General features: G+C 65.1%; 29 protein-coding genes. 25 read left to right on the top strand and 4 right to left on the bottom strand.

Translation table 11 applies throughout. The features are described 5' to 3' along the window. Positions 1–16: 16 nt before the first annotated feature. The 4 genes from rplU to proB all read left to right on the top strand — a co-directional run bounded on the left by rplU (position 17) and on the right by proB (position 2,875). Positions 17–328 carry a 50S ribosomal protein L21 gene (gene rplU / locus ACLIIZ_RS05430; protein ID WP_416691103.1) on the top strand — a complete coding sequence of 104 codons (312 nt, stop codon included), beginning with the start codon at positions 17–19 and terminating at the stop codon, positions 326–328. A gap of 21 nt (positions 329–349) precedes the next feature. After that, on the top strand, positions 350–613 hold the full coding sequence (rpmA, locus tag ACLIIZ_RS05425) for a 50S ribosomal protein L27 (protein ID WP_076092045.1): 264 nt from the start codon (positions 350–352) through the stop codon (positions 611–613). 70 nt (positions 614–683) lie between these two features. After that, a complete protein-coding gene (cgtA, locus tag ACLIIZ_RS05420; RefSeq protein WP_416691102.1) occupies positions 684–1,757 on the top strand; it encodes an Obg family GTPase CgtA in 1,074 nt (357 codons plus the stop codon). Continuing rightward, positions 1,754–2,875: a glutamate 5-kinase gene (gene proB / locus ACLIIZ_RS05415; protein WP_416691101.1), complete on the top strand. Its 1,122-nt coding sequence runs from the start codon at positions 1,754–1,756 to the stop codon at positions 2,873–2,875. The genes cgtA and proB overlap by 4 nt, the downstream gene beginning before the upstream one ends. Positions 2,876–3,166: 291 nt before the next feature. Here proB and ACLIIZ_RS05410 read toward each other — a convergent pair whose 3' ends face one another. From ACLIIZ_RS05410 to ACLIIZ_RS05395, 4 genes are all read right to left on the bottom strand, one after another. Beyond that, a complete protein-coding gene (locus tag ACLIIZ_RS05410) occupies positions 3,167–4,279 on the bottom strand; it encodes a porin (RefSeq protein WP_416691100.1) in 1,113 nt (370 codons plus the stop codon). Between the two features lie 174 nt (positions 4,280–4,453). Continuing rightward, positions 4,454–5,242 carry an indole-3-glycerol phosphate synthase TrpC gene (gene trpC, locus ACLIIZ_RS05405; RefSeq protein WP_416691099.1) on the bottom strand — a complete coding sequence of 263 codons (789 nt, stop codon included), beginning with the start codon at positions 5,240–5,242 and terminating at the stop codon, positions 4,454–4,456. Continuing rightward, a complete protein-coding gene (gene trpD, locus ACLIIZ_RS05400) occupies positions 5,239–6,267 on the bottom strand; it encodes an anthranilate phosphoribosyltransferase (RefSeq protein WP_416691098.1) in 1,029 nt (342 codons plus the stop codon). Before trpD ends, trpC begins: the two co-directional genes overlap by 4 nt. Beyond that, positions 6,264–6,839 (bottom strand): aminodeoxychorismate/anthranilate synthase component II, encoded by a 576-nt coding sequence (locus ACLIIZ_RS05395; RefSeq protein WP_416691097.1) that lies wholly within the window; start codon positions 6,837–6,839, stop codon positions 6,264–6,266. Before ACLIIZ_RS05395 ends, trpD begins: the two co-directional genes overlap by 4 nt. Positions 6,840–7,379: 540 nt before the next feature. On the opposite strand from ACLIIZ_RS05395, the gene ACLIIZ_RS05390 reads away from it, so the two are divergent. The 21 genes from ACLIIZ_RS05390 to ACLIIZ_RS05290 all read left to right on the top strand — a co-directional run bounded on the left by ACLIIZ_RS05390 (position 7,380) and on the right by ACLIIZ_RS05290 (position 25,053). Next, positions 7,380–7,733: a hypothetical protein gene (locus ACLIIZ_RS05390; RefSeq protein WP_128457255.1), complete on the top strand. Its 354-nt coding sequence runs from the start codon at positions 7,380–7,382 to the stop codon at positions 7,731–7,733. Positions 7,734–7,961: 228 nt separating this feature from the next. Further along, on the top strand, positions 7,962–8,708 hold the full coding sequence (locus tag ACLIIZ_RS05385) for a hypothetical protein (RefSeq protein WP_003050429.1): 747 nt from the start codon (positions 7,962–7,964) through the stop codon (positions 8,706–8,708). 119 nt (positions 8,709–8,827) lie between these two features. Continuing rightward, complete coding sequence (locus ACLIIZ_RS05380) at positions 8,828–9,040, top strand: AlpA family transcriptional regulator (RefSeq protein ID WP_003050427.1); 213 nt, start codon at positions 8,828–8,830, stop codon at positions 9,038–9,040. Positions 9,041–9,082: 42 nt separating this feature from the next. Further along, positions 9,083–9,958 (top strand): ParA family protein, encoded by an 876-nt coding sequence (locus tag ACLIIZ_RS05375; RefSeq protein WP_003050424.1) that lies wholly within the window; start codon positions 9,083–9,085, stop codon positions 9,956–9,958. Then, a complete protein-coding gene (locus tag ACLIIZ_RS05370; RefSeq protein WP_003050422.1) occupies positions 9,942–10,211 on the top strand; it encodes a hypothetical protein in 270 nt (89 codons plus the stop codon). Before ACLIIZ_RS05375 ends, ACLIIZ_RS05370 begins: the two co-directional genes overlap by 17 nt. Beyond that, a complete protein-coding gene (locus ACLIIZ_RS05365; RefSeq protein WP_003050404.1) occupies positions 10,204–11,877 on the top strand; it encodes a ParB family protein in 1,674 nt (557 codons plus the stop codon). The genes ACLIIZ_RS05370 and ACLIIZ_RS05365 overlap by 8 nt, the downstream gene beginning before the upstream one ends. Positions 11,878–11,891: 14 nt before the next feature. Continuing rightward, entirely contained in the window at positions 11,892–12,452 is a 561-nt protein-coding gene (locus tag ACLIIZ_RS05360; protein ID WP_003050401.1) for a DUF2857 domain-containing protein, read from the top strand. A gap of 3 nt (positions 12,453–12,455) precedes the next feature. Further along, entirely contained in the window at positions 12,456–13,688 is a 1,233-nt protein-coding gene (locus ACLIIZ_RS05355) for an STY4528 family pathogenicity island replication protein (protein WP_003050398.1), read from the top strand. 419 nt (positions 13,689–14,107) lie between these two features. After that, positions 14,108–14,902 carry a PFL_4669 family integrating conjugative element protein gene (locus ACLIIZ_RS05350; RefSeq protein WP_003050396.1) on the top strand — a complete coding sequence of 265 codons (795 nt, stop codon included), beginning with the start codon at positions 14,108–14,110 and terminating at the stop codon, positions 14,900–14,902. Further along, on the top strand, positions 14,899–15,426 hold the full coding sequence (locus ACLIIZ_RS05345; RefSeq protein ID WP_003050393.1) for a DUF3158 family protein: 528 nt from the start codon (positions 14,899–14,901) through the stop codon (positions 15,424–15,426). The genes ACLIIZ_RS05350 and ACLIIZ_RS05345 overlap by 4 nt, the downstream gene beginning before the upstream one ends. A gap of 73 nt (positions 15,427–15,499) precedes the next feature. Beyond that, positions 15,500–15,952 (top strand): single-stranded DNA-binding protein, encoded by a 453-nt coding sequence (locus ACLIIZ_RS05340; RefSeq protein ID WP_003050391.1) that lies wholly within the window; start codon positions 15,500–15,502, stop codon positions 15,950–15,952. Between the two features lie 276 nt (positions 15,953–16,228). Further along, positions 16,229–18,262 carry a DNA topoisomerase III gene (locus tag ACLIIZ_RS05335; protein ID WP_003050384.1) on the top strand — a complete coding sequence of 678 codons (2,034 nt, stop codon included), beginning with the start codon at positions 16,229–16,231 and terminating at the stop codon, positions 18,260–18,262. A gap of 929 nt (positions 18,263–19,191) precedes the next feature. Next, positions 19,192–19,749 (top strand): hypothetical protein, encoded by a 558-nt coding sequence (locus ACLIIZ_RS05330; protein WP_003050381.1) that lies wholly within the window; start codon positions 19,192–19,194, stop codon positions 19,747–19,749. Between the two features lie 333 nt (positions 19,750–20,082). Beyond that, complete coding sequence (locus tag ACLIIZ_RS05325; protein ID WP_003050378.1) at positions 20,083–20,304, top strand: hypothetical protein; 222 nt, start codon at positions 20,083–20,085, stop codon at positions 20,302–20,304. A 21-nt stretch (positions 20,305–20,325) separates the two neighbouring features. After that, positions 20,326–20,718 carry a hypothetical protein gene (locus tag ACLIIZ_RS05320; RefSeq protein WP_003050375.1) on the top strand — a complete coding sequence of 131 codons (393 nt, stop codon included), beginning with the start codon at positions 20,326–20,328 and terminating at the stop codon, positions 20,716–20,718. Positions 20,719–20,898: 180 nt separating this feature from the next. Beyond that, positions 20,899–21,585 carry a hypothetical protein gene (locus ACLIIZ_RS05315; protein ID WP_003050366.1) on the top strand — a complete coding sequence of 229 codons (687 nt, stop codon included), beginning with the start codon at positions 20,899–20,901 and terminating at the stop codon, positions 21,583–21,585. An 83-nt stretch (positions 21,586–21,668) separates the two neighbouring features. Further along, positions 21,669–22,400 (top strand): DUF5983 family protein, encoded by a 732-nt coding sequence (locus tag ACLIIZ_RS05310; RefSeq protein ID WP_003050363.1) that lies wholly within the window; start codon positions 21,669–21,671, stop codon positions 22,398–22,400. A gap of 96 nt (positions 22,401–22,496) precedes the next feature. Continuing rightward, positions 22,497–22,775 carry a hypothetical protein gene (locus ACLIIZ_RS05305; protein ID WP_003050361.1) on the top strand — a complete coding sequence of 93 codons (279 nt, stop codon included), beginning with the start codon at positions 22,497–22,499 and terminating at the stop codon, positions 22,773–22,775. Between the two features lie 288 nt (positions 22,776–23,063). Then, on the top strand, positions 23,064–23,888 hold the full coding sequence (locus ACLIIZ_RS05300) for a hypothetical protein (protein WP_003050359.1): 825 nt from the start codon (positions 23,064–23,066) through the stop codon (positions 23,886–23,888). 124 nt (positions 23,889–24,012) lie between these two features. Then, complete coding sequence (locus tag ACLIIZ_RS05295; protein WP_003050357.1) at positions 24,013–24,366, top strand: DUF3085 domain-containing protein; 354 nt, start codon at positions 24,013–24,015, stop codon at positions 24,364–24,366. Positions 24,367–24,516: 150 nt separating this feature from the next. Next, the gene (locus tag ACLIIZ_RS05290) at positions 24,517–25,053 is read left to right on the top strand and encodes an XF1762 family protein (protein WP_003050355.1); all 537 of its coding nucleotides are present in this window, start codon (positions 24,517–24,519) and stop codon (positions 25,051–25,053) included. Positions 25,054–25,133: the final 80 nt, after the last annotated feature.

Below are 25,133 nucleotides of genomic sequence, written 5' to 3'. Positions count from 1 at the left end.
TTCCCGGAGTCCAACCATGTATGCGGTCATAAAAACCGGCGGCAAGCAGTATCGCGTTTCCGCTGGCCAAAAACTCAAAGTAGAACAGATACCGGCAGACGTTGGCGCAGAAATCACCCTCGATCAGGTCCTCATGGTAGGCGAAGGCGAGTCGGTGAAGGTCGGCGCCCCGCTCGTTGCTGGCGCCTCCGTCAAGTGCACCGTGGTTTCCCACGGCCGCCACGACAAGGTCAAGATCTTCAAGATGCGCCGTCGCAAGCACTACCAGAAGCGCCAGGGCCATCGTCAGAACTACACCGAACTGCGCATCGACACGATCGCTGCCTGAGTTCAGAGAAGGAGCTAGCAAATGGCACACAAAAAAGCAGGCGGCAGTTCGCGTAACGGCCGCGACTCACAGGCACAACGACTCGGCGTCAAGCGCTACGGCGGTCAATTCGTTCTCGCCGGCAACATCATCGTTCGCCAGCGCGGCACCGAATTCCACGCCGGTGAAAACGTCGGCATGGGCAAGGACCACACCCTGTTCGCGCTCAAGGATGGCACCATCCAGTTCGCCATCAAGGGCGAAAAGAAGCGCCGCACGGTCACCATCGTTCCGGCTGCCGAATAAACTTCGGTCCAGCGGAATCGCAAAGCCCTGTCCGCCGGATGGGGCTTTTTAGTTTCAGGAGGCGGAAAACATGAAATTCATTGACGAAGCAAAGATCTACGTCAAAGCCGGCGACGGCGGCAACGGCATCGCCACTTTCCGCCGCGAGAAATACATCCCGATGGGCGGCCCCAACGGTGGCGACGGCGGCCGTGGCGGCAGCGTTTACGTGATCGCTGACCGCAACATCAACACCTTGGTCGATTACCGCTACACCCGCAAATTCCTCGGCCAGCGCGGCGAGAACGGCGGCAGCGCGGATTGCTACGGCAAGGGCGGCGACGACATCGTGCTGCGCATGCCGGTCGGCACCGTGATCTCGGACCTGAACACCGGCGAAGTGCTGGCCGACCTCGACGTGCACGACAAGAAGGTCCTGCTCGCCAAGGGCGGCAAGGGCGGCCTCGGCAACACGCACTTCAAGTCATCGACCAACCGCGCGCCGCGCCAATGCACCAAGGGCGAGCCGGGCGAGGAATTCGAGGTCAGCCTCGAACTGCGCGTGCTCGCCGACGTCGGCCTGCTCGGCCTGCCCAACGCCGGCAAGAGCACGCTGATCCGCGCCGTCTCGTCGGCCCGGCCGAAGGTCGCCGACTACCCGTTCACCACGCTGCATCCCAACCTCGGCGTGGTCCGTGTCGGCGCCGAGAAGAGTTTCGTCATGGCCGACGTGCCCGGACTGATCGAAGGCGCCGCCGACGGCGCCGGCCTCGGCATCCGCTTCCTCAAGCACCTGCAGCGCACACGTATCCTGCTGCACCTGGTCGACATCGCACCGATTGATCCGGAGGCCGACCCGGTGCGCGACGCCAAGGCGATCGTCGGCGAACTGGTCAAGCACGACCCGGCGCTTGCCGACAAGCCGCGCTGGCTGGTCCTCAACAAGCTCGACCTGATCCCCGAGGAAGAGCGCGAAAAGGCGGTCAAGGATTTCCTCAAGGCCTACAAGAAGGCGACCAAGTACGACGGCCCGGTGTTCCCGATCACCGCCATCACCGGCGACGGCACCAAGCCGCTGATCTACGCGATCCAGGAAGCCCTCGAACAGATGGCCCGGCCGGAAATCGCCGACGACGACGAAGACACGCCCGCCGAGGAACAATGAGCCGCAGCCGCCTCGCTTCCGCCAAACGCCTGGTCGTCAAGGTCGGCTCGGCGCTCGTCACCAGCAACGGCAACGGCCTCGACCTCGCCGCCATCGACAGCTGGGCGCGGCAGATCGCCGCCCTGCGCGAACAGGGACGCGAGGTCATCCTCGTTTCCTCCGGCGCCGTCGCCTGCGGCGTCCAGCGCCTGGGCTGGGGCCGCCGGCCGAAGACCGTGCATGAAAAGCAGGCCGCCGCCGCCGTCGGCCAGGCCGGCCTGGTCGAAGTCTACGAAGCCGCGTTCAGCAAGTACGGGCTGCACACCGCGCAAATCCTGCTCACCCACGACGACCTCGCCGACCGCAAACGCTACTTGAACGCCCGCACCACGCTGCATACCCTGCTTGGCCTCGGCGTGATCCCGATCATCAACGAGAACGACACGGTGATCACCGACGAAATCAAGTTCGGCGACAACGACACGCTGGGCGCGCTGGTCGCCAACCTGCTTGAAGCCGACACCCTGATCATCCTCACCGATCAGCAGGGCCTGTACACCGCCGACCCGCGCAAGGACCCGGCGGCAACGCTGATCGACCAGGCCAGCGCCGGCGACCCGACACTGGAAGCGATGGCCGGCGGCGCCGGTAGCCGCGTCGGCACCGGCGGCATGATCACCAAGGTCATCGCCGCCAAACGCGCCGCCCGCAGCGGCGCCGACACGGTGATCGCCAGCGGCCACGAGACCGATCCGATCCTGCGCCTGGCTGCCGGCGAAGCGCTCGGCACCCTGCTCGTTGCCGAAACACCACCGCTGGCCGCGCGCAAGCAATGGCTGGCCGACCACCTGCAACTGGCTGGCCGCCTCATGCTCGACGACGGCGCAGTCAAGGCGCTCAAATCAGGAAAGAGTCTGCTGCCGGTCGGCGTCGTCGCCGTCGACGGCGAATTCGAACGCGGCGCCGCCGTCGCCTGCATCGCCCCGGACGGCCACGAAGTCGCCCGCGGCCTGGCCAACTACGGCAGCGGTGAAGCCCGCCTGATCGCCCGCAAGGCAACCGCCGACATCGAAGCCATTCTTGGCTACCTTGAAGAGCCGGAAATGATCCACCGCGACAACCTGATTGTCAGCGGCTAAGCCACGCCAACTGCACCGCACACCCAACCGACTGCCAGCAATACCCGACTTGCGCTTCCGAAACGCCGGCGGGCCATCACAGACCCCGCAGCATCGTTATCGCCCTGGATGACGCGACGACCAGGCTCGTCGCCGATAAAAACCCAAGCCCAGGTTCAAATAAACGCTACCTCTTCCTATCCGCGTTGGCGAGAAAATCGCCGTCAATCCGAAAAGCGAAGAGCAAAAACAGAAACGGCCACTCCGAGGAGTGGCCGTTTTCGTTACAAGAACTAAACCAGTTGAACTGGATTAGAACTGGTGACGGATGCCCAGGTTCAGGCCAGAGGTGTAGTCGTCGGCACCACCGCCGATGGCAGCGCCACCCTTGACGGAGAAGCTGCCTTCAGCCTCGGTGTTGGTGCTGATCTTGGAGTACACAGCGTACAGGTTGGTGCGCTTCGACAGGCTGTGGGTGTAACCGAGAGCCCACTTGGAAGCCTTGGCACCATCGGCTGCGGCAAAGTCGCTGTCGATCTTGTTACGCGAGTAGGAAACCAGAACGTTGCCAGCAGCGCCGACCGGAACGGTGGCGCCGACCATCCACTGCTTGGCCTTGGAGTTGTCACCACCAGGGGCGCCCAAAAGAACAACGCCGACATTGTCGTTCTTGATTTGACCGTAGACGCCGGCGAGCTTGACGACGCCGAAGTCGTAGCTGGCGCCCAGATCCCAGACGCGATCCTTGTAACCGGCAGCATCAATCTTGACCTGGTGGTAGTTCAAACCAACGAACAGCGGGCCATTCGAGTAGTTCGGGTTGATCGCCCAAATCTTGGCGTCAGCGCTCTTGGCACCCTTCGCGGTGTTGTCTTCGTCACCCAGACCGTCAGCGGTATAGCCAGCGATCACGTTGAAGCCGCTGAAGTTCGGAGAAACGTAAGCAACCAGGTTGTTCAGGCGGATCGTGGTCGGAACAGCAGCAGCACCCATGCCGTAAACGCCACGGCCGTAGGTCACGTCACCGGTGGTACCGGCGCCGAACGGATCAAGCTTGGAAACCAGGCCGTATTGCGGGGTGTATTGACGACCAGCGGCAACGGTACCGTAGCTGTTGGACAGGGCCAGGAAGGACTGGCGAGCCGGGCCGGTCAGGCCAGCACCGGTATCAACACCGATGCCGTATTCCAGAACGAAGGAAGCCTTCAGGCCGTTGCCCAGATCTTCCGTACCACGGAAGCCGATGCGCGAACCGGATTGCAGGCCGCTGTCCAGAGCATTGCGGCTCTTCAGGGCGCTCGTATCGGAACTGGAGTAGCGGGTGTAGCCGACGTCGACAACACCGTAGATTTGAACGTTCGACTGCGCGAAAGCAGCGGTAGAAGCCAGGCCGGCGACGGCCAGAGCGATAATCTTCTTTTGCATCAGAAAATCTCCTTAGTGGTTAGTTTTTGGCCGCCCCCTTGCGGAACCGGCCAAGCTTTACCTCTCGGATCGAGAAGTTGAAGGGCATTGTGCAAGGGCGGGTTGCGAGCGGCAAGGCTTAATCCGGACAGTTCCTACACATTGTGAAACTCTGTTGCATCGATGCAACAGGGGTCAGGCAAAAAGCCGGGCCAGTTCTTCGCCCGGCTCGTCGGCACGCATGAAAGCCTCGCCGACAAGGAAAGCGTGAACTGCGTTTTCGCGCATCAGACGGACGTCTTCGGGCTTCAGGATGCCGCTCTCGGTAACCACGATGCGTTCCTGCGAGATGCGTCCAAGCAGGCCGAGCGTGGTGTCGAGGCTGACGTCGAAAGTGCGCAGGTTGCGGTTGTTGATGCCGAGCAAGGGTGTCTGCAACTGCAGCGCGGCGTCGAGTTCCTCGCCGTTGTGCACTTCGACCAGCACGGCCATGCCGTAGTCCATGGCCTGGCGCTCCAGTGCCTGCATTTCCGGCAGGCTCAGCGCGGCGGCGATGAGCAGGATGGCGTCGGCGCCCATGGCGCGGGCTTCGGCGACCTGGTAGGCGTCGACGATGAAGTCCTTGCGCAGCACCGGCAGGCTGCAGGCGGCGCGGGCGGCCTGCAGGTATTCGGGCGCCCCTTGGAAATACTGGCGGTCGGTCAGTACCGACAGGCAGGCGGCGCCGTGTTCGGCGTAGCTGCGGGCGATATCGGCCGGCCGGAAATCAGCGCGGATGACGCCCTTCGACGGGCTGGCCTTCTTGATTTCGGCAATCACGGCAGCTTGGCCGCACGCGAGCTTGGCGCGGATGGCGCCGACGAAATCGCGCGGCGCGGCCTGCTGCGCGGCTTCGGCCTCAAGCGCAGCAAGCGGCTTGAGCGCCAGACCGGCGGCGATTTCCTCGCGCTTGGTGGCGATGATCTTGTTCAGGATGTCGCTCATGCCACCCCCAGGGCTTTCGTGCATTCGACGAACTGCGCCAGCTTGGCCCGCGCCGCGCCGCTGGCTATGGCTTCACGTGCCTTGGCGATGCCATCGCCGATACTGTCGGCGGCATTGGCGACGTAGAGCGCCGCACCTGCGTTCAGGCAAACGATCTCGCGGGCGGCGCCCGGCTGGTTGTCGAGCGCGGCGAGCATCATCGCCTTCGACTCGTCGGCGCTACCGACGCGCAGGTTCCTGAGTGACAGCATCTGCAGGCCGAAATCTTCCGGATGCACCTCGTATTCGCGGACTTCGCCGTCCTTCAGCTCGCCGATCAAGGTCGCGGCGCCAAGCGAAATTTCGTCGAGACCGTCCTTGCCGTGCACTACCAGCACCCGTTCGGCGCCGAGGCGCTGCATTACGCGCACCTGGATGCCGACCAGATCCGGGTGGAAGACGCCCATCAGGGTGTTCGGCGCGGCCGCCGGGTTGGTCAGCGGGCCAAGGATGTTGAAGATGGTGCGCACGCCCATCTCGCGGCGTACCGGCGCGACGTGCTTCATCGCGCTGTGGTGGTTGGGCGCGAACATGAAGCCGATGCCGCACTGCTCGATGCAGGCGGCGACCTTTTCTGGCGACAGATTGATGTTGGCACCGAGCGCTTCGAGCACGTCGGCGCTGCCCGAGCTCGACGACACGCTGCGCCCGCCGTGCTTGGCCACCTTGGCGCCGGCCGCGGCGGCGACGAAGATCGAGGTGGTGGAAATATTGAAGCTGTGGGCGGCGTCGCCGCCGGTGCCGACGATATCGACGAAGTGCTTGTCGTAGGGCACCTTGACCGGCGTCGCCAGCTCGCGCATGACGCTGGCGGCGGCGGCGATCTCGCCGATGGTTTCCTTCTTGACGCGCAGTCCGGTGACGATGGCGGCGATCATCACCGGCGAGACTTCGCCGCTCATGATCTGGCGCATCAGCGAGACCATTTCGTCGTGGAAGATTTCGCGATGCTCGATGACGCGCTGGAGGGCGGCTTGCGGGGTCATTGCTTGTGCTCCTCGAGGAAGTTGTTGAGCAGGTCGTGACCGCGCTCGGTCAGGATCGATTCCGGGTGGAACTGGACGCCTTCGACGGCCAGCGTCTTGTGGCGCACGCCCATGATCTCGCCGTCCTCGGTCCACGCCGTGATGTCGAGACAATCGGGCAGGCTGGCGCGCTCGATGGCCAGCGAGTGGTAGCGGGTGCAGGTCAACGGATTGGGCAGGTTGCGGAAGACGCCCTCGTTCTTGTGGTGCACCGGCGAGACCTTGCCGTGCATCAACGTTTTGGCATGCACGATGCGCCCGCCGAAGGCTTCGCCAATCGACTGGTGGCCGAGGCAGACGCCGAGCAGCGGAATCTTGCCGGCGAATTCCTTGATTGCCGCCAGCGACACACCGGCCTGCGCCGGCGCGCAGGGACCGGGCGAAATGACCAGGTAGTCGGGCTTGAGGCGGGCGATCTCGGCCAGCGTGATGGCGTCGTTGCGGAAGACTTTCACCTCCTGGCCAAGTTCGCCGAAATACTGGACCAGGTTGTAGGTGAAGCTGTCGTAGTTGTCGATCATCAGGAGTCTCATGATTCTAAGTCCTTGATTTCATTAATGTTTTCCATTACACACAACCTCCATTACCCACTTTATTACACACATCGACAGTTGATTGCGATGGACGAAGCGCGAGCATGTGCTGGCTCAAGGTAGCAAGGGCTCCTGAGAGATGTCTTGGCGTGCGCCAGTGCGGTGTACTGACGCAGCGACGGCGCCCGCATGCCAGGGCCAAGTGCTGAGACTGGGCGGACAGACCTACCCCTCGCGGCGACACAGCGCGCGGGGCATCAGTTCTACGACGGGGCTGGGGTGCCAAGGGCATCGGGCAATCTCCTCAAATCTTGGAGCCGCCGTGCCGGGGAGCCTTCTTGAAACCTTGCCTGCCGGTACGGCGGCAAGGTGCGGTCAAGACCGCAACGACATGCCGCTTCCTATTGGAAGCGCCACCACAGAGCGATGTTGGTCGAAGCGGTACGGGTCATGGACAGACCAAAGTGTTGAATTTAAAAGCCAGAACTCGGCCCGAGTACACCCGAACGGAATTCCAAAGTAAGCCTGGGGAATTTTACCATGAGCATGTTAGGCAAAGCCACTTCCTGGAATGCCAGGGCATTCATCACCCCGCCCATCTACCTCGGACCGGACGACAACACTTCCAGTCTCGAAACCAGAGAGCAAGTAGACCAACTGCTACGGACTTGTGAGCATCGAATCTCAGGTTGGCAGTCATCTGGACCTGCGCGGGTGATGCTATATCGCTATATCAGCATCCGGGGCAGATATGACACCGCCGGATTTTCTCTGCCGACCCTAGGTCCCGGAGAACAGAAGCCGTTGATCGCAGCTTCTGAAACCATCGCCGTATCAGACCATACCAAATCGGTTTTGCGGGGAACAGCGCAGCGCATGACGCTGGTACCGTGAGCGCCAATATCGAGCTTTCGTCCTCATCGCTCGATGGGCCGGCAACCGATCGATTCTTGCACAACGAGCAAGACGAGGCCACCTACAGCGGACGCCAAACCAATCACCTCGCCCGTCTACGTTCAGGGCATCTTCCCAGGCACCCGCGGAAGGTCATAACGACACAGCAGCCCTTGGCAGGGCAAGAAAGGAGCCGGTGATGTAGCGCTTCCGAAAGGAGACGAAGACATGCACAAGGACATTCCAACATCGAAGGTGTTCTATCGTCCCATCGAGGCTGCCATACGGTGGGCCGGGTTGCTGCGGTACCTGCCGATGATCCTGGCTGCGATCGCGTCACCGCGCTTCCTGCCTCCATCGTTGAATTGCCCGCGATGGAATGAGTGCCGGCTGTACTCGGAGCGTATCTATGACGGCATCCTCAACGGGGAGCTGCCCTACGGCCAGAACGGCATCACGCTCAATGATCCGAAGCTGCTGCAGTCGCCGGATCTGACCGTTCGCCATGTCGATCTGAAGCGCTGGATGCGCAACCACTATCCCGAGCACCGGCCAGGATTCCTGTTCAGCCGTGGCGAACGCATGGCGCATCCTTTTATCACCTTGGAAACAGGACAGGCGATCCTGATCGAGCGACTGGCCCTTCAGGCGGCCCTGGAGCATGCGCGTCGCCAGATGCAGGAATTGCAGGAGCAGCGCGACACCTTGCTCAAGCAGTCCACCGCGCTGCTGGCTTCCAAGCAATGCGAGATCAGCGAGCGAGCGGAGACGACGTATCTCAACATCATCGGCGGGATGCTGACGCTGATGCTGGGCCAGTCCCCTTCGGGTGTGCCCTATTCCAGCTTCAAAACACAGGAGGCACTCGTCTCGGCATTGGTCGCCCACTTCGGCGGCACCATGGGCATCACGGAGCGAACCTTGAACGGCAAGTTCGCCAACGCCAGGAAGTACGTCCGTAGCGCAAGCGCATGAGGTTTTTCCAGCTTGTATGTGCAACCGCGGAGATTGCATTTGCAATGTCTTTCCGCAGCCAGGTCTATTGAATAAAGGTCACGCCAACAAACGCCACCGAGCGTTCAGGAGTGACCGCCATGTCGCAGCCCCCTGTACTCCCGCCGAACGAGCGCCGCATCCTGCGGCTCGATGAAGTCGAAGCCAAGTCCGGCTTCAAACGCGCCCACATTTACAACCTGATGAAGAAGCGCCAGTTTCCCCAGGCGCTGCGCCTGGGCGTGCGCGCCGTCGGCTGGGATTCGATCGAAATCGACCAGTGGATCGCCGAGCGCCTCAACCACCGGACCTGACCCGTTCTCCCGCGGACTTCCCATTCCCAGCCGGAGAGCGCCATGCAGGTCGTATCCATCATTTCAACGAAGGGCGGCGTCGGCAAGACCACGACGGCCGCCAACCTGGGCGGGCTCGCCGCGGACGCGGGCCTGCGCGTGCTGCTGCTCGATCTCGACGTGCAGCCCACCTTGTCCTCCTACTACGAACTGACCCAGCGCGCGCCGGGCGGCATCTATGAGCTGTTGGCCTTCAACGAGCGCGACCTTGGCCAGCTCGTGTCCCGCACGATCATCGCGGGCCTGGACCTGGTGCTGTCCAACGACCACCGGGGCGAGCTGAACACCTTATTGCTGCATGCGCCGGATGGCCGCCTGCGGCTGCGGCATCTGCTGCCAGCACTTGCTCCCCTCTACGACCTGGTGCTGATCGACACCCAGGGCGCGCGTTCCGTGCTGCTGGAGATGGCGGTGCTCGCCTCCGACCTTGCGCTGTCGCCCGTCACGCCGGAAATCCTCGCGGCCCGGGAGCTTCGACGCGGCACCATGCAGTTGCTCGAAGACATCGCGCCGTACCGGCACCTGGGCATCGAACCGCCGCCGCTGCACCTGCTCATCAACCGCGTCCACCCGGTGTCGGCGAACGCCCGACTGATCCAGCAGGCCCTGCGCGACCTGTTCCAAGACCATGCCGGCATCCGCGTGCTCGCCACCGACGTGCCAGCCATCGAAGCCTATCCGCGCGCCGCGACGCGCGGCCTGCCGGTGCATCGGGTCGAGCACCGCCAGCCGCCCGGCAGGGTCGCGCCGGCCTCGCTCGACACGATGCGCGCGCTCGCAAGCGAGCTGTTCCCGCAATGGCAGGACAGATTTGCCGCAATGTCCGGTCGCCCGCCACGTCCTCTTGATGCCGGGAGGTCCCATGGCGAACGCACATGAACTGGCCCGCGGCCACAAGCGGCTGCGCGCGCTGATCGAGTTCGCGGTCGGTGAAGGCTGGCACGTCAAGCGCACGCCGGGCGGGCACCTCAAGTTCACCAAGGCCGGCTGCGCGGCGATCTACACCAGTTCGACCGCGAGCGACCACCGGGCCGAATTGAACGCCCGTGCGCAGATCCGCCGCGCCGAGCGAGAGGCCCGCATGGCGCCGGCCGGCGGTCGTGGGGACTGCGAGGGGTGCGGCCATGGCTGACATGACCTCGCAGGACATGGCCGGCAAGCTGCTCGCGGCCGGCTTCGAGCGCAGCGGCCCAGCGGCTACGGCCTTGAGCGACCCGATCGCGGACACGCCCATGGTCGTGACGCTGGACCAGCTGCGGCCCTACGACCATGACCCGCGCATGAAGCGCAACCCCGCCTACGAGGAAATCAAGGCGTCCATCCGCGAGCGCGGCCTGGACGCGGCGCCAGCCATCACCCGCCGGCCCGGCGAGGACCACTACATCATCCGCAACGGCGGCAACACGCGGCTGGCGATCCTGCGCGAACTCTGGTCGGAGACCAAGGACGAACGCTTCTTCCGCATATCGTGCCTGTTTCGGCCATGGCCGGAGCGCGGTGAAATCGTCGCGCTGACCGGGCATCTTGCCGAGAACGAACTGCGCGGTGGCCTCACGTTCATCGAGCGCGCGCTCGGCGTCGAGAAAGCACGCGAGTTCTACGAGCAGGAGAGTAGCGCCGCCCTGAGCCAGTCGGAACTGGCCCGCCGCCTGGCGGCCGATGGGTTCCCCGTCCAGCGGTCGCACATCACCCGCATGGCCGACGCGGTGCGCTACCTGCTGCCCGCCATTCCCACTGTGCTCTATGGCGGCCTGGGGCGCCACCAGGTCGAGCGGCTGTCGGTCATGCGGACGGCCTGCAAGCGCACCTGGGAGCACTATGCCAAGGACCGCACGCTGCCGCTGGACTTCGACAGCTTCTTTCAGGAGGTGCTGGCGCAGTTCGACACGCAGGGCGACGAGTTCGCGCCGCAGCGCGTGCAGGACGAGCTGATCGGCCAGATGTCCGAGCTGCTGGGCATCGGCTACGACGTGTTGGCGCTGGACCTGACCGAATCGGAAAGCCGCCACCGGGCGCTGGTCAGTGACCCGACGCCACCTGCGGCGCCGCCGGCGTTGCCTTCGCCCACCGCCGGCACGCCGCCTCCCCCGGGCGTAGCATCGTCCATCGCCAAGCCTGCAGCGGCGGCCAGTCCTCCACCCGCCAGCCCTCCGGCGTCCGAGCCCACCTTGCGCGAGGATACGGCCCGAGAGACGACAACGGAAAGCCCCACGGCCGCACCAGGCGATCTGCTTCTCGAGCACATCGTCTCGCCGGCACCGACGACCGAACGGCTGCAGTCGATCCAGCGCATGGTTGCCGACCAGTTGGGCGATGCGCTGCCGCCCGACTTCTCGGCGAGCGTGCTGCAGTCCATCCCGGTGCAAGCCGGCGGGCTCTATCCGATCTCCGACGTCTGGTACATCGACGCCGGCCTGGACACGCCCGATCGGCTGCGCATCCACATCGCGCAGTTCGCGCGCGAGATCGCCGGGGAGGCAGCCCTGGACGAGTGCATCGAGGATCGCTCCGATGGCATCGGCTTCGTTTGCTGCGCGCCCGCCCATGCACCATCGCCGCTCGGCCGGGCGGTGCTGGCGCTGCTCATCACTCTGACGGGTCAGCCCACTGCTGAAGCGGGCGTGGATGGCGCGCAGCTCGCCGCCGACTTGCCAGCACTGCTGCACGGCCAGGGTCAACACCACGGCGACTGCACAAGGCGCTTGAGCGACACGGCGTTGGTCAAGCTATTTCGGCTGCTCCGCCTGGCCCGGCGTCTGCTGGACCTGGAAGCCGGCACCACGGCGCCCGGGACGTGAGCGAGGGAGGCCGCATGTCCACATCGCATCCGCTCAACCAGGCCGTGATTGCCCAGGCGCTGTATGACCTTCGCAACGGCCAACTGCGCCGCTGCAAGGCCATGGGCTTCGGCGAGGCCGAGCTGGATGCGCTCAAGCACCCCGCGCTGATCAGCGTGCTGGCCAACGCCAGCGTCTCGTGGTGCTCGGTCACGGTCAACCGCGAAGTGCTGCAGCGCCTGCTCAACCAGGCACAGGACGTGGAGAAGGAAATCGCCACGGTCGATCGCATGCTGCGGCTGGGGGCCAGCACGGAGATGGTCAGCCGCTTCTATGGCCTGACCCATCAGGAAGTCGCCCTGCGGCGGGAGATCCTCGGCCTGCCCAAGCGCAAGGGGCGCCACCCCGTCCTGGACGAGACCCAGGACACCGAACTTTGGCGGCAATGGAAAGCCGTGACCAGCAGCAGGAACGTCGATCTGGAGGATGAGACCTCGATTCTCGATGCGGCCATGGACCTGGCCGAGGGCATGTCACTGCCGCTCTCGGTGGTCTGGGCCGCGATCAGGAACTGGGTCGATCAGGGATTGGACTAGGCCATGGCCGTGGACGACACCGCCCCACGAGCCCCGCGTCAAGGCCCCATCGCACTCGCCGACCTGTTCGACGCTGCGCTGAAGGACCTCACGCCCAATCCAAATCCCCGCGCGCCAGCGCCCATGGCAGTGCCCACGCCTGCGGCGTCCGGCGACGCCTTCCTATTCAGTGGCAATCGGCACGAGAGCGTGCCGCGGCGGCTGTTCGTCGACCGCCGCCTGACACCGCTGGAGCGCAACGCCTGGCAGGTGTTCCGGCTGATGCTCAACGACGACGGCGTCACGACGTTCCCGACCTATGAGCAGTTGCGCCCATGGCTGGCGTCCATGCCCTGCGCGGGACAAGCCTCCCACGAGACCGTCGCGCGGGCGCTGACGCTGCTGCGCCTGACGCGCTGGCTGAGCCTCGTGCGACGACGGCGCGACCCCAAGACCGGCCGCATCCTCGGAAACCTCTACGTCCTGCACGACGAACCCCTGACACTGTTCGAGGCCATGCAGCTCGACGCCGACTACCTGGCCCTGGTCAGCCAGTCGCTGGGGCATTCCGCCAAGGCCGTCCAGGTGGTGGGACTCAACACCCTCCAGGAGATCGCGGACGACCCGATGTTGTCCGGACGCACCTTGCCGTCGCGGCTGCAAGTGCTCGCCGAGCGCCTGGCCGACCAGGGCATCACCGCCACCGCAAGTTATCCACAGGAGGATGCGATCCACGATTCCGAAGAAGGGCCCGCCAGCCTTCTTCGGAATGGCGAACGCCCTTCTTCGGAATCCGAAGCAGGGCCGAAACCCGCGCCAGACGGCGCTCTTCGGAATCCGAAGCAGGACCGTACAGTACGTAGTAGTCGTATTGATGAAGTACGTACTACCGCGCAGGCGCGCGCGCTGGGCGACCTGCAATGGCCCAAGCGTTTCGCGGAACTGAAGGCGGAACAGCAAGCCGGCGCCAGGATGGCGTTGCAGCAAGTGGACGCTGCCCTGCGGCAGGCTGTGCTGGACGAGTGGGCCGCACGGTGCGGCAAGCATGGCATCCGCAACCCCGCCGGGTACCTGTTCGGCATCATCCAGCGCGCCATGCGCGGCGAGTTCAATGCGTGGGCCAAGCAGACCAGCCCGGCAGCGCCAACACCATCGGCGGCGCGAGCGCCACCGCCCGAGCCGCCGCGCAACGTCGTGCCGCCCGCGGTGGCCCGGCAGCACATCGAGCGCCTGCGCGATCTGCTGCGCAAATCCTGAGCGCAGGGCCTGGCAAGGCCATGAAGCAGACCTCCTTGGCGGTCGGCAGAAACGGTCCCCAGGGGACGGCTGTGTGGTGAAACGCCGGACGACGGCGCGACATGCTGCGCAAAACCTGAGTAGAGCGCCTGCAAGACCATGAAGCAGACCTCCATGGCGCTCAACGGAACGGTCCACTGGGGACGGCTGCGCGGCGAAGGATCGTGTCGAACGGCAGCGCGACGTGCGGTGCAGTACGCATACCGTCAACGACCGAGGCACGGAGCGCCAACGTGAATGCTCCGGCCTCCAAGGGACCGTTGCGCGCTGCGCCGCCAGCGCGCATAGAACCGGGGGCCGGCTCATTTCGGTTTGTTGACTGACTGCCTTCCGCTGCATGCGGATGCTGGCGGCTCCCTGTCCAACTGCGAGCGCTCACCATGGCAACCAGCAACGAACCATTGCAACTCAACCTCGGCTCCCTGCGCAGCGCGATGTCGCTGACGCTGCACACGCATCACGCTTCCCGCATCTGGCACGGCCGCGCCGCCGCCGAAGGGCGACCCGGCATCGTCGGCCTGAACGGCTACATCGCGGTGATGAATAAGATGAAGCGCGGCTCGGAGCAGGACGACCCCTACAGCGACTGGTGGATGCTGCGCATCGAGGACAAGCTCGACCAGACCAGGACCACGCTGCAGACCTTGCGCAAACAAGTGGACCAGGCACTGGCGGGCGTGCCTGCGGCATTGAGCCTGGGCGAGAACCTCAACGTGCAGCCCGTCAAGCTGCCGCTGTTCGTCAATGCGCAGTTGGGCTTTGCCGCCGTCTATCTCCTGGCCGACTACGACGACATCGCGCGCAAGCTGATCCTCGCCCACCACACCGCGCTGATCGACCGCAGCACTTTGGAGCGCTGGCTCAACGAGGGCGCGCACGCGCTGCGCAGCCTGTTCTCGCTGGCCCAGCAGTACCGCTACTCGGGCTGCACCCGCGACGATTTCGCGGCGAAGAATGCCGCAGCGCGGGTCGCGCTGGAGAAGTTCGGCGAGTTGCCGCAGGACGTCCTCGAAGGCACGCGCCGCTCGACGTTTGCGCCACCCATGGTGCGCCGTGGTCTGCAACAGCGCGGTGAGAATCCTGCCGCAGCCGCTACCAGCGTCGATGGTGATGCGGCCGCTGCTGCCGACCCGTCCGAAGGCGCAGCCACTGCCGGCGAGGACGAATCCGCATGAGCGATCTGAACCAGCCGACCCGCTACTTCCGGGGCCTGCAACAGGGAGCCTTCATGCGCCTGGAACACGCGGCCTCTCTAAAAGGCCTTTTAAAGCCTTTTAAAGGTAAAGGGGACTTGGAGGCCTGGGCCAGCCAGTGCTTCGCCATGCGCGACGAGTTGATCGGCCTGGCGCAGCGACAAGTGCTGCAACAGGCCGGTGGGCATCCCTTCCATCTGCTGCCCGTGGAACTGGCCCAGCAGACCACTGGCGCGGGAACGACGTTCCTGCGCTGGCGCAGGAACGACCGCTCGGCCATGGGCGTGGCCCTGTGGCAGGAGCTGATGGCGAGCACCAGCACGCCGGTCAACCTGCTGGCCGACCTGCACGCGATCGAGCTGCAGCGCATCACGCTGAACATGCAGATCAGCCTGTTGCACACCCTGGGTAGGCAGGCCCAGGAGTGCGCCAGCAAGGCCGCCGAGGCGGAAGACGCCTACCTGCGCCGGCTCGCGTCCATACCCCCCGGAGTGCGCGATCGGTGATCGCGTCGGGCACCCCAGCACGCGCCCGACGCCGACATGGCACGGGTATTTCAACCACCAAGGAGATTGCACCATGAGCACGCATTTTTCGGGCGAAGGCAACATCGGCTCGCCCCCCGAGTACCGGGAGTTCCCCAACGGCAACGACGAACCGCGGCGCTTGTTGCGGCTGAACGTGTATTTCGACAACCCCGTTCCCACCAAGGGCGGTGACTTCGAGGACCGCGGCGGCTTCTGGGCGCCGGTGGAAATCTGGCACCGCGACGCCGCACACTGGAAGGACCTTTACCAGAAGGGCATGCGCGTGCTGGTCGTCGGCCGCATGGAGCGCGAACCCTGGACCGACAACGAGGATCAGCCGCGCGAGACCTGGCAGATCAACGCGCGCAGCGTCGGCATCCTGCCGTTCCGCATCGAGTCCGTCGTTCTGAGCCCCAAATCGCAGGAGACCGCACAGGACGCGCAGCCCAAGCCCCAGGCCGCCCAGGAACCGGCAGCGTCGAAGGAGCCCAAGCGCAGGAAGTGATCCGGCGTGGGGGCGGCCGCAGTACGTTGCCGCCCCCCATGTCCTCGCGAGCTATCCCCAGGGGATAGCTCCATCAGCGTCCACCGGCTTCCGCGCGCTCCCGAACATCGCGGCTCCCGGCTCGCACACCGCCGGCCGCACGCCATCCCGCCCAAGCCGTTCCATCGGCGTGAAAGCGGTCGCTGCCGCATGCAGCTTGTTTGCTGCTGCCCCAACAGGCGCTCGGCATCCTCGATCCCAGCAACTCCATGAACAACGGGAAGCGGATGGACGGACATGCGGCTGTTTCTGTGCGAGAAGCCCTCCCAGGGCAAAGACATCGGCCGGATTCTCGGCGCCACGCAGCGCGGTGAAGGCTGCCTCAACGCCTCCGGTGTCACGGTCACCTGGTGCATCGGCCATCTCGTCGAAGCGGCAGCACCCGAGGTCTATGACGCGGCGCTCAAGCGCTGGTCGCTGGAACAGCTGCCCATCATTCCCCAGCAGTGGCGGGTCGAGGTCAAGCCGAAGACCGCCACGCAATTCAAGGTCGTCAAAGCGCTTCTGGCGAAGGCGACCCAGCTTGTCATCGCCACTGACGCCGACCGCGAAGGCGAACTGATCGCACGCGAGATCATCGACCTGTGCGGCTACCGCGGTCCCATCGAACGCCTGTGGCTGTCGGCGCTCAACGATGCGTCCATCCGCACCGCGCTCGCCAAGCTGCGGCCCTCGGCCGAGACGCTGCCGATGTATTACTCGGCGCTGGCGCGCTCGCGCGCCGACTGGCTCGTGGGCATGAACCTCAGCCGGCTGTTCACCGTGCTCGGGCGGCAGGCCGGCTACGATGGCGTGCTGTCGGTCGGGCGTGTACAGACCCCGACGCTCAAACTCGTGGTGGACCGCGACCGAGAGATCGCGGCCTTCGTGTCCGTGCCGTACTGGGCCATCGACGTGTCGCTGTCCGCAGGCGGTCAGACGTTCACCGCGCAGTGGGTGGCACCCGATGCCAGCACCGACGACGCCGGCCGCTGCCTGCGGCAGCCCGTCGCACAGCAGGCCGCGCAGCAGATCCGCGCCGCGGGCAGTGCCCAGGTGGTGTCGGTCGAGACCGAGCGCGTGCGCGAAGGCCCGCCGCTGCTGTTCGACCTGGGCACCTTGCAGGAAGTCTGTTCCAAGCAGCTTGGGCTGGACGTGCAGGAAACCTTGGAGATCGCCCAGGCCCTGTACGAGACGCACAAGGCCACGACGTACCCGCGCTCGGATTCGGGCTACCTGCCCGAAAGCATGTTCGCCGAAGTGCCCACGGTCCTGGACAGCCTGCTCAAGACCGATCCCACGCTGGCCCAGATCATGGGCCAGCTCGACCGCACCCAGCGCTCGCGCGCCTGGAACGACGGCAAGGTGACGGCGCACCACGGCATCATCCCGACGCTCGAACCCGCGAATCTCTCCGCCATGAGCGAGAAGGAACGGGCGTTGTACCGGCTGATCCGGGCACATTACCTGGCCCAGTTCCTCCCGCACCACGAGTTCGACCGCACCGTGGCGGATCTCTCCTGCGGCCAGCAGAAGCTGGTGGCTACGGGCAAGCAGGTCGTCGCCCGCGGCTGGCGCCTGGTGCTGGCCGAGTCCGAACGTGAAGGCAGCGCCGATGAGGATGGCGACGCCCCCGTGCGCACCCAGGTGCTGCCTGCGCTGCGTGACGGGATGGCATGCCAGGTCGCCGGGGCCGACATCAAGGCCCTCAAGACGATGCCGCCCAAGCCCTATACCCAGGGCGAACTGGTCAAGGCGATGAAGGGCGTTGCGCGTTTCGTGACCGACCCGCGCCTGAAGCAGAAGCTCAAGGACACGACGGGCATCGGCACCGAGGCGACGCGGGCCAACATCATCAGCGGGCTGATCGCCCGCGGCTATATCGTGAAGAAGGGGCGCTCCATCCGCGCATCGGATGCGGCGTTCACGCTGATCGACGCCGTGCCCGCGGCGATTGCCGACCCCGGCACCACCGCCGTCTGGGAACAGGCGCTGGACATGATCGAGGGCGGACAACTCACCCTGGATGTGTTCATCGGCAAGCAGGCCGCCTGGATTTCGCAGTTGATCGCGCAATACGGCAGCACGTCCCTGTCCATCAAGGTTCCCCAAGGACCGGCTTGTCCGCAGTGCGGCGCACCCACGCGCCAGCGAACCGGCAAGAGCGGCCCGTTCTGGTCGTGCAGTCGCTACCCCGACTGCAAAGGCACGCTGCCGGTGGCAACCGGCACGTCCAGGCGTGGTGCCTCGCGTCCACGCCGTACCAGTGGCGGTGGCCGCAAAGGCGCCTGACCGCCCCCGTTCCCCGTGAGCCATGCCCGCCATCGGCGGCGTGGCCCGTGTCCCGCATGCCCTGCGGGACGCCCCAGCGCGCAACGCCTTCTTGCTCCGTGTGCGCGTCCCGTCCGGCCGGCCCCGGCCGCGGGACCTGAAGGTGGCTTCTCCGCGAACCGCACCCCGCGCGTTCTCCTCGTCTGCATTCCTTCCGCCGCTGCGAAGGGTCCCCCGATGGCTTGCCTGTGCGAGCCATCCGGAGACCCTTCGCGGTCAGCGGTATTCGGTGCCGGTGCCCGCCGGCGCAAAAACGGGCTCCCTTTGTGCGCGGATGTGCGCCAGACGATGCCGGCCCCAGCCACGACATGGGCCGGGTGTGATTGCTGGATGAGCAGACGGTTCTAGCGACGACCGGGCCTGCCAATCAGCCCACGGGTGGTTCTTCTTTCCTCCCGAGCCGAAGGCCCCTGGGGCCTTCGGCGCCTTTCTCCTGCCTTTCAACGCCCCGGCCAGGGCGATGGCCCTGCGCCACACGAACGGGAGACCCACATGACCGCCAACATTGCAATCCGCCTCACTACGCACCGCCGATGCACCGAACTGCAAGGCGATCGGCAATTCCATGGCCGTGCTGTGCGTCGCGTGGCTGGGGACGCCGGCTGGTGCAGTACCTGCACAAGACGGGATCGATCGCTTCGGATTGATGCAAGACGCGGCCGGCGGGTCGCGCGATCCTCCCTCCTGCATTGCCGACGCATCGGCAACAGCCAGCAGCCAGGGTGTCCAGACTGCCGTGGGTTCCGCCCACGCCACCCGCCAGTTCGCCCCGGCATCTCTCCGGCGAACGCTGCCCACCGGGCATCGATGCCACCTTCCTCCAACCCACGGGATGTATGCCGCGTCCCGTCAGGGGCGTGTCGTCAACCCGGTCGATATCAGGACTTCCCATGGACACCATCACCCGACAAGACCGCATCACCCTCAAGAACCTCAAGGTCGCGGATTTCGCGAGCGAGGAAACGCTGTGCTTCACCGCCACCGTCATGTTCGACGGCAGGCCCATCGCCGAAGCCCGCAACGACGGACACGGCGGCTCGACGTTCGTGCGCGCGTTGCAAGGCCAGGCCGCGCTGCTGGCCCAGGCCGAGGAATTCGCCAAGAGCCTGCCGCCGGCATCGCTCGACGTCGAACGCGAAGACGACGAGCCGCTTCTCATCGACATGACGCTCGACTTCCTAGTGGACCAATTGGCCGATGCCATGCACGCGGAGCGCAAGCTGCGCACCGCGTTCAACCGCGACATCGGCAACAAGGTGCTGTTCATCAAGGACGGCAGGCTGCTGTTCCTCAAGGGCATCAAGCTCAAGGCCATTGCCGACCGCGCAGCGTATTTCGCAAAGCTGCGCAGCCGACAGGACCAGCCCATCGTCATCCTGGCCGAGCTGCCAGCGGACGAGGCATTCGCCATCTGGAAGCAGCATGTCCTGGGCGACAAGCCCCGCTGATCCAGCCTCACCGCACCGTCATGACCGCCCCGCACTTGCTGCGGGGCTTTTCTTTGTCTCTGCGTACATCAATCGGGGCTGGACCAGATGCCGATTTCCAACTGACGTGGCGCGCCCCCCCCACGAAGCTGCCCGCATGCTCGCTGATTCGTCAGCACATGCCAGCAGCCAGGGTTTCAGGCTGCCGCGGGGTTCTCCCCGCGCAACCCACCAGTCCGCATCGCATCCATTGCGCGGACGCGCGTCGCCAAGACGCTGATGCTTTTTTTCAACCGCGTGCGGGAGCTGCCATCCCGTGAGGGACAGGGCCCCGCTTTTCCAAGGAGCCCATCCATGTCCCAGCAAGCCTCTTTCGGCCGATTCGGTCAATTGGCCTTGACCTACTGCGGCAAGTTCCTGCCGCTCGAAGTCCTGCACAGCGCCGCCGGCCACTACATCGGCACGCGCGATACCGAAGGTCCCGTTTCGCGGGAATCTCGTGAGTACTTCCGCAGCCATGCCGCGGCTCAACGTGCCCTCGAAAGAGGCGGCTGGTCCCAGCTCGCCGTTCCCTGATCCAACTGGAGGAATCACGTCATGAACCAGCTACTGCCGCAGGAAGTCGTCGATCAGATCGTTCGGGAAGAACGGCATTTCAGCGCCGCGCCCCAAGCCTTTTTCGAGGCATGGAAGCGTGGTGTCGAGATCGCCGGCCCGCAATGGTTTGGCGATGGCACCCGTGAAGGTCTGAACCAGGCCAAGAGCAAGTGGGATCTGCGCCCCGACATGCTGCGCCTCAACGACGCCCTCGGCGTCCTGAGCAGCGGGGAACGCATGTTCCTGTCCGCGATGGTCAGCTTCTACAACGCGCGCGAGGGCGGTGCCATGCTCAAGCGCTGCCACTTCAACGGGTTGTCGGACTTCGACGGCCTCGATCTGCCTCGTCGCCAGGTGATCGCCGACCTCCTGCTGAACTACAGCGGTTGGTGAGCCGGTCCCCGGCACACCTTCATCACTGCGTTCACGCGACCCCATGAGGGACATGCGCCTCGCCCGAGGCCATGTCCCTCGCGTTTCTCCCCGCCCAGTGCCATCCGGCATCAGGCGGTTCCCCTGCGGATGCCATCGTCCGCAAGGGCTGGCTCCGTTCATTCATCGAAAGGAGCCTTCATGGCCAACAATTACTACGAAGCCACCGGCGTTCTCGTGCTCGACCGTGTGACGCCCGTCATCCAGGCGCTGTTCGGCGCCTTCGCGCTGGACGAGAGCCATCCCGGCAACGGGCAGGCCTACATCGCCCAGATCGCCGAGACCACCAATCCGCAATGGCCGGACGTGCTCGATGGCCTGGAAGACCTGGCCACGCAACTCGGCATTCCGATGCCGGACGACGAAGGGCTTTCGATCCCGCCGCTGCTCGAACTGCTCGCCGTGCACTTCGGTGCCGATGAGGACGAAGAGCTGGGGAACTTGATCGAGCGTCATTCGTTCGAGGACACCGCCGATCTCGACGCATTGTTTCTGATCGCCACCCGATTCGATGACGGCCACCACCTGACCGCCATCCAGTTCGAGGGATGCTGGTATTGCAGCAAGCCGCGGCTGTTCGAGTTCGGCGGCAACGGCTGCTACCTGAGCCGCGAGGTCCGCGTCATCAGTTCCTCCTCGCAGGCCCTCCAGCTCGGCGACCAACTGCGCAAGGCCATTGTGGCCGCCGACATCGAAGAGGCCTCGGCCCTGATTGCGCTGGAGACCATCAATCTGCTGGCGGGCGTCAGCGACGAGCCATTCCGCATGAATTTGCGCCGACGCGTCGCCGAGCGATTGGCCCAAACGCCAACGATCAGCGTCACCTGACGCTGTTTCCTTTCTTTCCACCCACCGGGGTCAATTCCCGGTGGCGGGGATTGGCTCCATCATTATTCTGTTGGAGAAATCCCATGTCCCAGAATCCCAATCCCTTTCTACGCGGCTACTGGAATCTGAAAATCGTCCGCACGCTGTCCATCAGCCACGAGGACGGAAGCCCGCATGTCTGGCGAAACATCCACCAGAGCCAAGAACACCTCTCCGATGAGGAGCTGGTTTCAGCATCCTGCATCGTCACCAGCGATTTCGCCGTAGTCAGCAATGGCCCAGACTCCGTGAGTGCCGAGGTGCTGGCCGAACGCGATGCCGGTGAAGGCGCCTACGGCGTGGTGGGTGCCGTGGTGTACGCGATCCACGGCGACGACTTCGACGGCCTCCCCGTCCACATTGGCGACACTTATTCGGCCGAGGCCGCACGGGAAGTCGTGCAGCGGTTGAGCTTCGAGACCGGCTACTACAGCCGGTGCTGGGAAATCAGCAGCGCGCACATCAGCCACGAAACCGGCCAGTACCTGGCCAACCTGGCTGACCTCGCGACGCCGGAAGCCTTTTTGTTCATTGCGTTCCGGGTTCCCTACAGCCCGGCGATCGGCGTCAAGCTGATTTCCACGCCCTGGACGGGCCAGCACCTGCAGGACGTCGAGGAGATCTCCGCCGAGCAGCTTCGGCAGGAGCACTGCAGCAAGGGCATGCCGGACGACCTGGCACAGATCCTTGCACTGGCCGGCCAGGCCGATGTGCGCATCCTCATTCTCGATGCCGACGCACCCGTGTTGCCGGGCCTGCCGTTGGCCGGCGAATAACTGCCAGACACATCCCCAGCCTACCTTTTCCTCACCGCATGCCGGCCCGTCTCCCGCCAGGGAGCCGGGCCGGTTCACTTTCATAGGAGCGATCCCATGTTCCCCGATCTCATCTCGCCCGTATCGGACTTCGAGCACCAGCTTGGAGCCTGCTTCAATGCCATGAGCCAGGACGATGCCATCGGCCAGATCCTGGTAGTCGAGCGCATGAGCGGCATGCTGCACATGCGCCATATCGCCAGCGCCGACCTGATGGACACCGACGTGGACGACTACGAAATGGTCATCTTCGACGGTGGCAACACAAGCGGGGACACGTGGAAGCACGTGTTCTTTCCGCGTCAGCGCGAGCACTACTTCGTGTACCAAGCCTGACCCCTCCGGCCCCTTTCGAGGGGCTTTTTCTTGTACGCAGCACAGGAATGCGGGCATGTTGCGGTGCCGTTTCCTGCGGGCAGGCCGACCACCCCGGGGCCATGCTTACCCCATGTCCGTCGGCGCTGCCGACACATGCCCAGGCAGTCGAGACCTTCGAGGCTGCAAGCACGGGAAACCGTGCTGGTCGTTTCTTCCTACGGACCTACCGCGTCCATCCACGCCACCCACAAGGGACCTCTCCCTTGCGGGCGGGGAATCCCTTGTTATTTCTCAAGGAGTTTCCCCATGGACCGTTCCCTCATCAAATCCATGATGCCTTCGCTGGTCGCAGGCCATGTGCCCCGTAACGTGCGATCGTTCAAGTACCGCGTGTTCGATGATCAGCCGCTGTCCTCAACGCTGGGCTTTGCCATCGACCCCCAACCCTTCGACGGCAAGGTGGTCGCTGCGACCGACGATGCCATCGTCGTCAAGCTCAAGCCTTCCGAGTTCGCGGTGCTCGATCCCAGCCTGGTGACCACGGTTCCTGCCGAAGGCGCCAAGGTGCATGTCCAACCCTATGCCCGTCGTCGCTTCGACGGACTGCGCGCGGACACGCCGGAGGTCATCACCGAGAAGACTTCGGACGGCACGCCGTACACCATCACGAGGCACATCCTCGGCTCGGCGCCGGCCAAGCTGCCCATTCCCACGCCGCAGTGCATGGAGTTGGGCCAGCTCATCGAGCAGTTGGAAGAGATGCCGGCCCCCGATCGCTTCCGGCGCATCACCCACATGCTGGTGGATGCCGGTGCCCGCGACTTCACCTGGGTCGATCCCACGCCCTCCAAGATCATCGAGACCCCGCCGGCGATCAGCTTCACGGTCTCGACCGCGAAGTTCGAGGGCCGGGTGACGATCCTCTACGACCGCGGCGGAGACACCTACGTGGTGGAACTGCACCGTCAGAACGGTGAATCGGTCGAACTGGTCGATCGGCACGACGAGGTGTATTTCGACATGCTCGGCGAAGTGCTGGAGCGGCTCATCGACGACGGGCGCTGGCGCCAGATCGACGTGAGCATCCTCGACGCGAAGGCGGCCCGTAAGCGCCAAGCCGTCCCGGCATGACGCCCCTCGGCTGACCCGAGGCACCCGCCACGGCGTTCCAGCCATTCCGGCCGCGTGACCTACAGGCCCTTCATCCCATCGGGTGGAGGGCCTTTCTCTTTTTTTAACACAGGAGATTTCATCCATGTCACTGCGATTCAAAGGCGCCGACCTGCGCCCCGTGCTGACCGAAGCCATCGCCAATCAGTGCCGCATCGTCCTGGTCAAGGACCAGGGCGTGTACTTCCTCGCCGAGCGTGGGGAGCGTCGCCCGGATGGACGCCAGCAACTGCTCGCCTACGCCGTCGGCTGCAACCCGGACACCGACCCGTTCGATGACTGGTGGCACCTCGCCGGCCGCGAGCTGGGTGGCGACGATTTTGCGGAGTATTTCGACCCGAAGGACGGCCTGTTCACGCGCCTCCTGCACTCGGCGGACGATCTCGTGCTGTCCGCCACCGCCACGCACCTGTCCTTGGCCGTGGTGCCTCCCGCCTGAAGCGGCAACCGCCGCGCAGCCCTCGCAGCCCCCGCACCGGGGGCTTTCTTTTGTTCGCACCGCGGCCATCGCCGCGCATGCGCGTTCGTCTCCAGCCGCCAAGGCACGCCCCGCGGGCCACAGCGCCGGCATGCCACCGGAGACGACCGCATGAACACATCATCGACCTCGCCGAGGCTGCATCTGCTGCCGGTGTCGCTGCGCACGGCCAACGTCTTCGTGCTGGCACACCATCACCGTCCGGTCCAGGCTGCGAAGTTCGCCCTGGCCGTCACGCTGGTCGACAGCGACCTGATCCGCGGCGTGGCCATCGTCGGCCGGCCGGTCGCGCGGCACCTGGACGATGGCTGGACGCGGGAAGTCACACGGCTGTGCACCGACAGCACACCCAACGCCTGCAGCAAGCTATACGGCGCGGCCTGGCAGGCGGCAAAGTCGCTGGGCTACATCCGCCTGATCACCTACACCTTACCCGACGAAGGCGGCGCCAGCCCGCGCGCCGCCGGCTGGCGGCTGATTGGCGCGCGCGGCGGCGGCGCCTGGAGCCGTCCCAGCCGCCCCCTCGCCGATACCCCGAGCACCTGCGCCGCCCCAAATGCCTGTGGCAGGCGCCGGGCGGCGCGGACAAAGGGAAGCACCCGGATGCCGATTGATTGCTGCCGCGCGCGCGAGGCCCGGCCATGCTGACCCCATGCCTGCTGACGTTGTCAGCGACATGCCAGGCAACCATCGGTCTTCGAGGTTGCGGCGCAGTTCCCACTGCGTGA

Source organism: Azonexus caeni (genome assembly GCF_048146105.1).
In the GTDB taxonomy this organism is placed as follows: Bacteria; Pseudomonadota; Gammaproteobacteria; order Burkholderiales; family Rhodocyclaceae; genus Azonexus; species Azonexus aromaticus_B.
Note: the sequence above shows the minus strand (reverse complement) of the source record. Positions and strands in the feature narration are given on the sequence as shown.

Bases quoted from the DNA above. Each gene is read 5' to 3' on its own strand.
- rplU (WP_416691103.1), top strand. From the start codon at position 17: ATGTATGCGGTCATAAAAACCGGCGGCAAGCAGTATCGCGTTTCCGCT.
- rpmA (WP_076092045.1), top strand. From the start codon at position 350: ATGGCACACAAAAAAGCAGGCGGCAGTTCGCGTAACGGCCGCGACTCA.
- cgtA (WP_416691102.1), top strand. From the start codon at position 684: ATGAAATTCATTGACGAAGCAAAGATCTACGTCAAAGCCGGCGACGGC.
- proB (WP_416691101.1), top strand. From the start codon at position 1,754: ATGAGCCGCAGCCGCCTCGCTTCCGCCAAACGCCTGGTCGTCAAGGTC.
- ACLIIZ_RS05410 (WP_416691100.1), bottom strand. From the start codon at position 4,279: ATGCAAAAGAAGATTATCGCTCTGGCCGTCGCCGGCCTGGCTTCTACC.
- trpC (WP_416691099.1), bottom strand. From the start codon at position 5,242: ATGAGCGACATCCTGAACAAGATCATCGCCACCAAGCGCGAGGAAATC.
- trpD (WP_416691098.1), bottom strand. From the start codon at position 6,267: ATGACCCCGCAAGCCGCCCTCCAGCGCGTCATCGAGCATCGCGAAATC.
- ACLIIZ_RS05395 (WP_416691097.1), bottom strand. From the start codon at position 6,839: ATGAGACTCCTGATGATCGACAACTACGACAGCTTCACCTACAACCTG.
- ACLIIZ_RS05390 (WP_128457255.1), top strand. From the start codon at position 7,380: ATGAGCATGTTAGGCAAAGCCACTTCCTGGAATGCCAGGGCATTCATC.
- ACLIIZ_RS05385 (WP_003050429.1), top strand. From the start codon at position 7,962: ATGCACAAGGACATTCCAACATCGAAGGTGTTCTATCGTCCCATCGAG.
- ACLIIZ_RS05380 (WP_003050427.1), top strand. From the start codon at position 8,828: ATGTCGCAGCCCCCTGTACTCCCGCCGAACGAGCGCCGCATCCTGCGG.
- ACLIIZ_RS05375 (WP_003050424.1), top strand. From the start codon at position 9,083: ATGCAGGTCGTATCCATCATTTCAACGAAGGGCGGCGTCGGCAAGACC.
- ACLIIZ_RS05370 (WP_003050422.1), top strand. From the start codon at position 9,942: ATGGCGAACGCACATGAACTGGCCCGCGGCCACAAGCGGCTGCGCGCG.
- ACLIIZ_RS05365 (WP_003050404.1), top strand. From the start codon at position 10,204: ATGGCTGACATGACCTCGCAGGACATGGCCGGCAAGCTGCTCGCGGCC.
- ACLIIZ_RS05360 (WP_003050401.1), top strand. From the start codon at position 11,892: ATGTCCACATCGCATCCGCTCAACCAGGCCGTGATTGCCCAGGCGCTG.
- ACLIIZ_RS05355 (WP_003050398.1), top strand. From the start codon at position 12,456: ATGGCCGTGGACGACACCGCCCCACGAGCCCCGCGTCAAGGCCCCATC.
- ACLIIZ_RS05350 (WP_003050396.1), top strand. From the start codon at position 14,108: ATGGCAACCAGCAACGAACCATTGCAACTCAACCTCGGCTCCCTGCGC.
- ACLIIZ_RS05345 (WP_003050393.1), top strand. From the start codon at position 14,899: ATGAGCGATCTGAACCAGCCGACCCGCTACTTCCGGGGCCTGCAACAG.
- ACLIIZ_RS05340 (WP_003050391.1), top strand. From the start codon at position 15,500: ATGAGCACGCATTTTTCGGGCGAAGGCAACATCGGCTCGCCCCCCGAG.
- ACLIIZ_RS05335 (WP_003050384.1), top strand. From the start codon at position 16,229: ATGCGGCTGTTTCTGTGCGAGAAGCCCTCCCAGGGCAAAGACATCGGC.
- ACLIIZ_RS05330 (WP_003050381.1), top strand. From the start codon at position 19,192: ATGGACACCATCACCCGACAAGACCGCATCACCCTCAAGAACCTCAAG.
- ACLIIZ_RS05325 (WP_003050378.1), top strand. From the start codon at position 20,083: ATGTCCCAGCAAGCCTCTTTCGGCCGATTCGGTCAATTGGCCTTGACC.
- ACLIIZ_RS05320 (WP_003050375.1), top strand. From the start codon at position 20,326: ATGAACCAGCTACTGCCGCAGGAAGTCGTCGATCAGATCGTTCGGGAA.
- ACLIIZ_RS05315 (WP_003050366.1), top strand. From the start codon at position 20,899: ATGGCCAACAATTACTACGAAGCCACCGGCGTTCTCGTGCTCGACCGT.
- ACLIIZ_RS05310 (WP_003050363.1), top strand. From the start codon at position 21,669: ATGTCCCAGAATCCCAATCCCTTTCTACGCGGCTACTGGAATCTGAAA.
- ACLIIZ_RS05305 (WP_003050361.1), top strand. From the start codon at position 22,497: ATGTTCCCCGATCTCATCTCGCCCGTATCGGACTTCGAGCACCAGCTT.
- ACLIIZ_RS05300 (WP_003050359.1), top strand. From the start codon at position 23,064: ATGGACCGTTCCCTCATCAAATCCATGATGCCTTCGCTGGTCGCAGGC.
- ACLIIZ_RS05295 (WP_003050357.1), top strand. From the start codon at position 24,013: ATGTCACTGCGATTCAAAGGCGCCGACCTGCGCCCCGTGCTGACCGAA.
- ACLIIZ_RS05290 (WP_003050355.1), top strand. From the start codon at position 24,517: ATGAACACATCATCGACCTCGCCGAGGCTGCATCTGCTGCCGGTGTCG.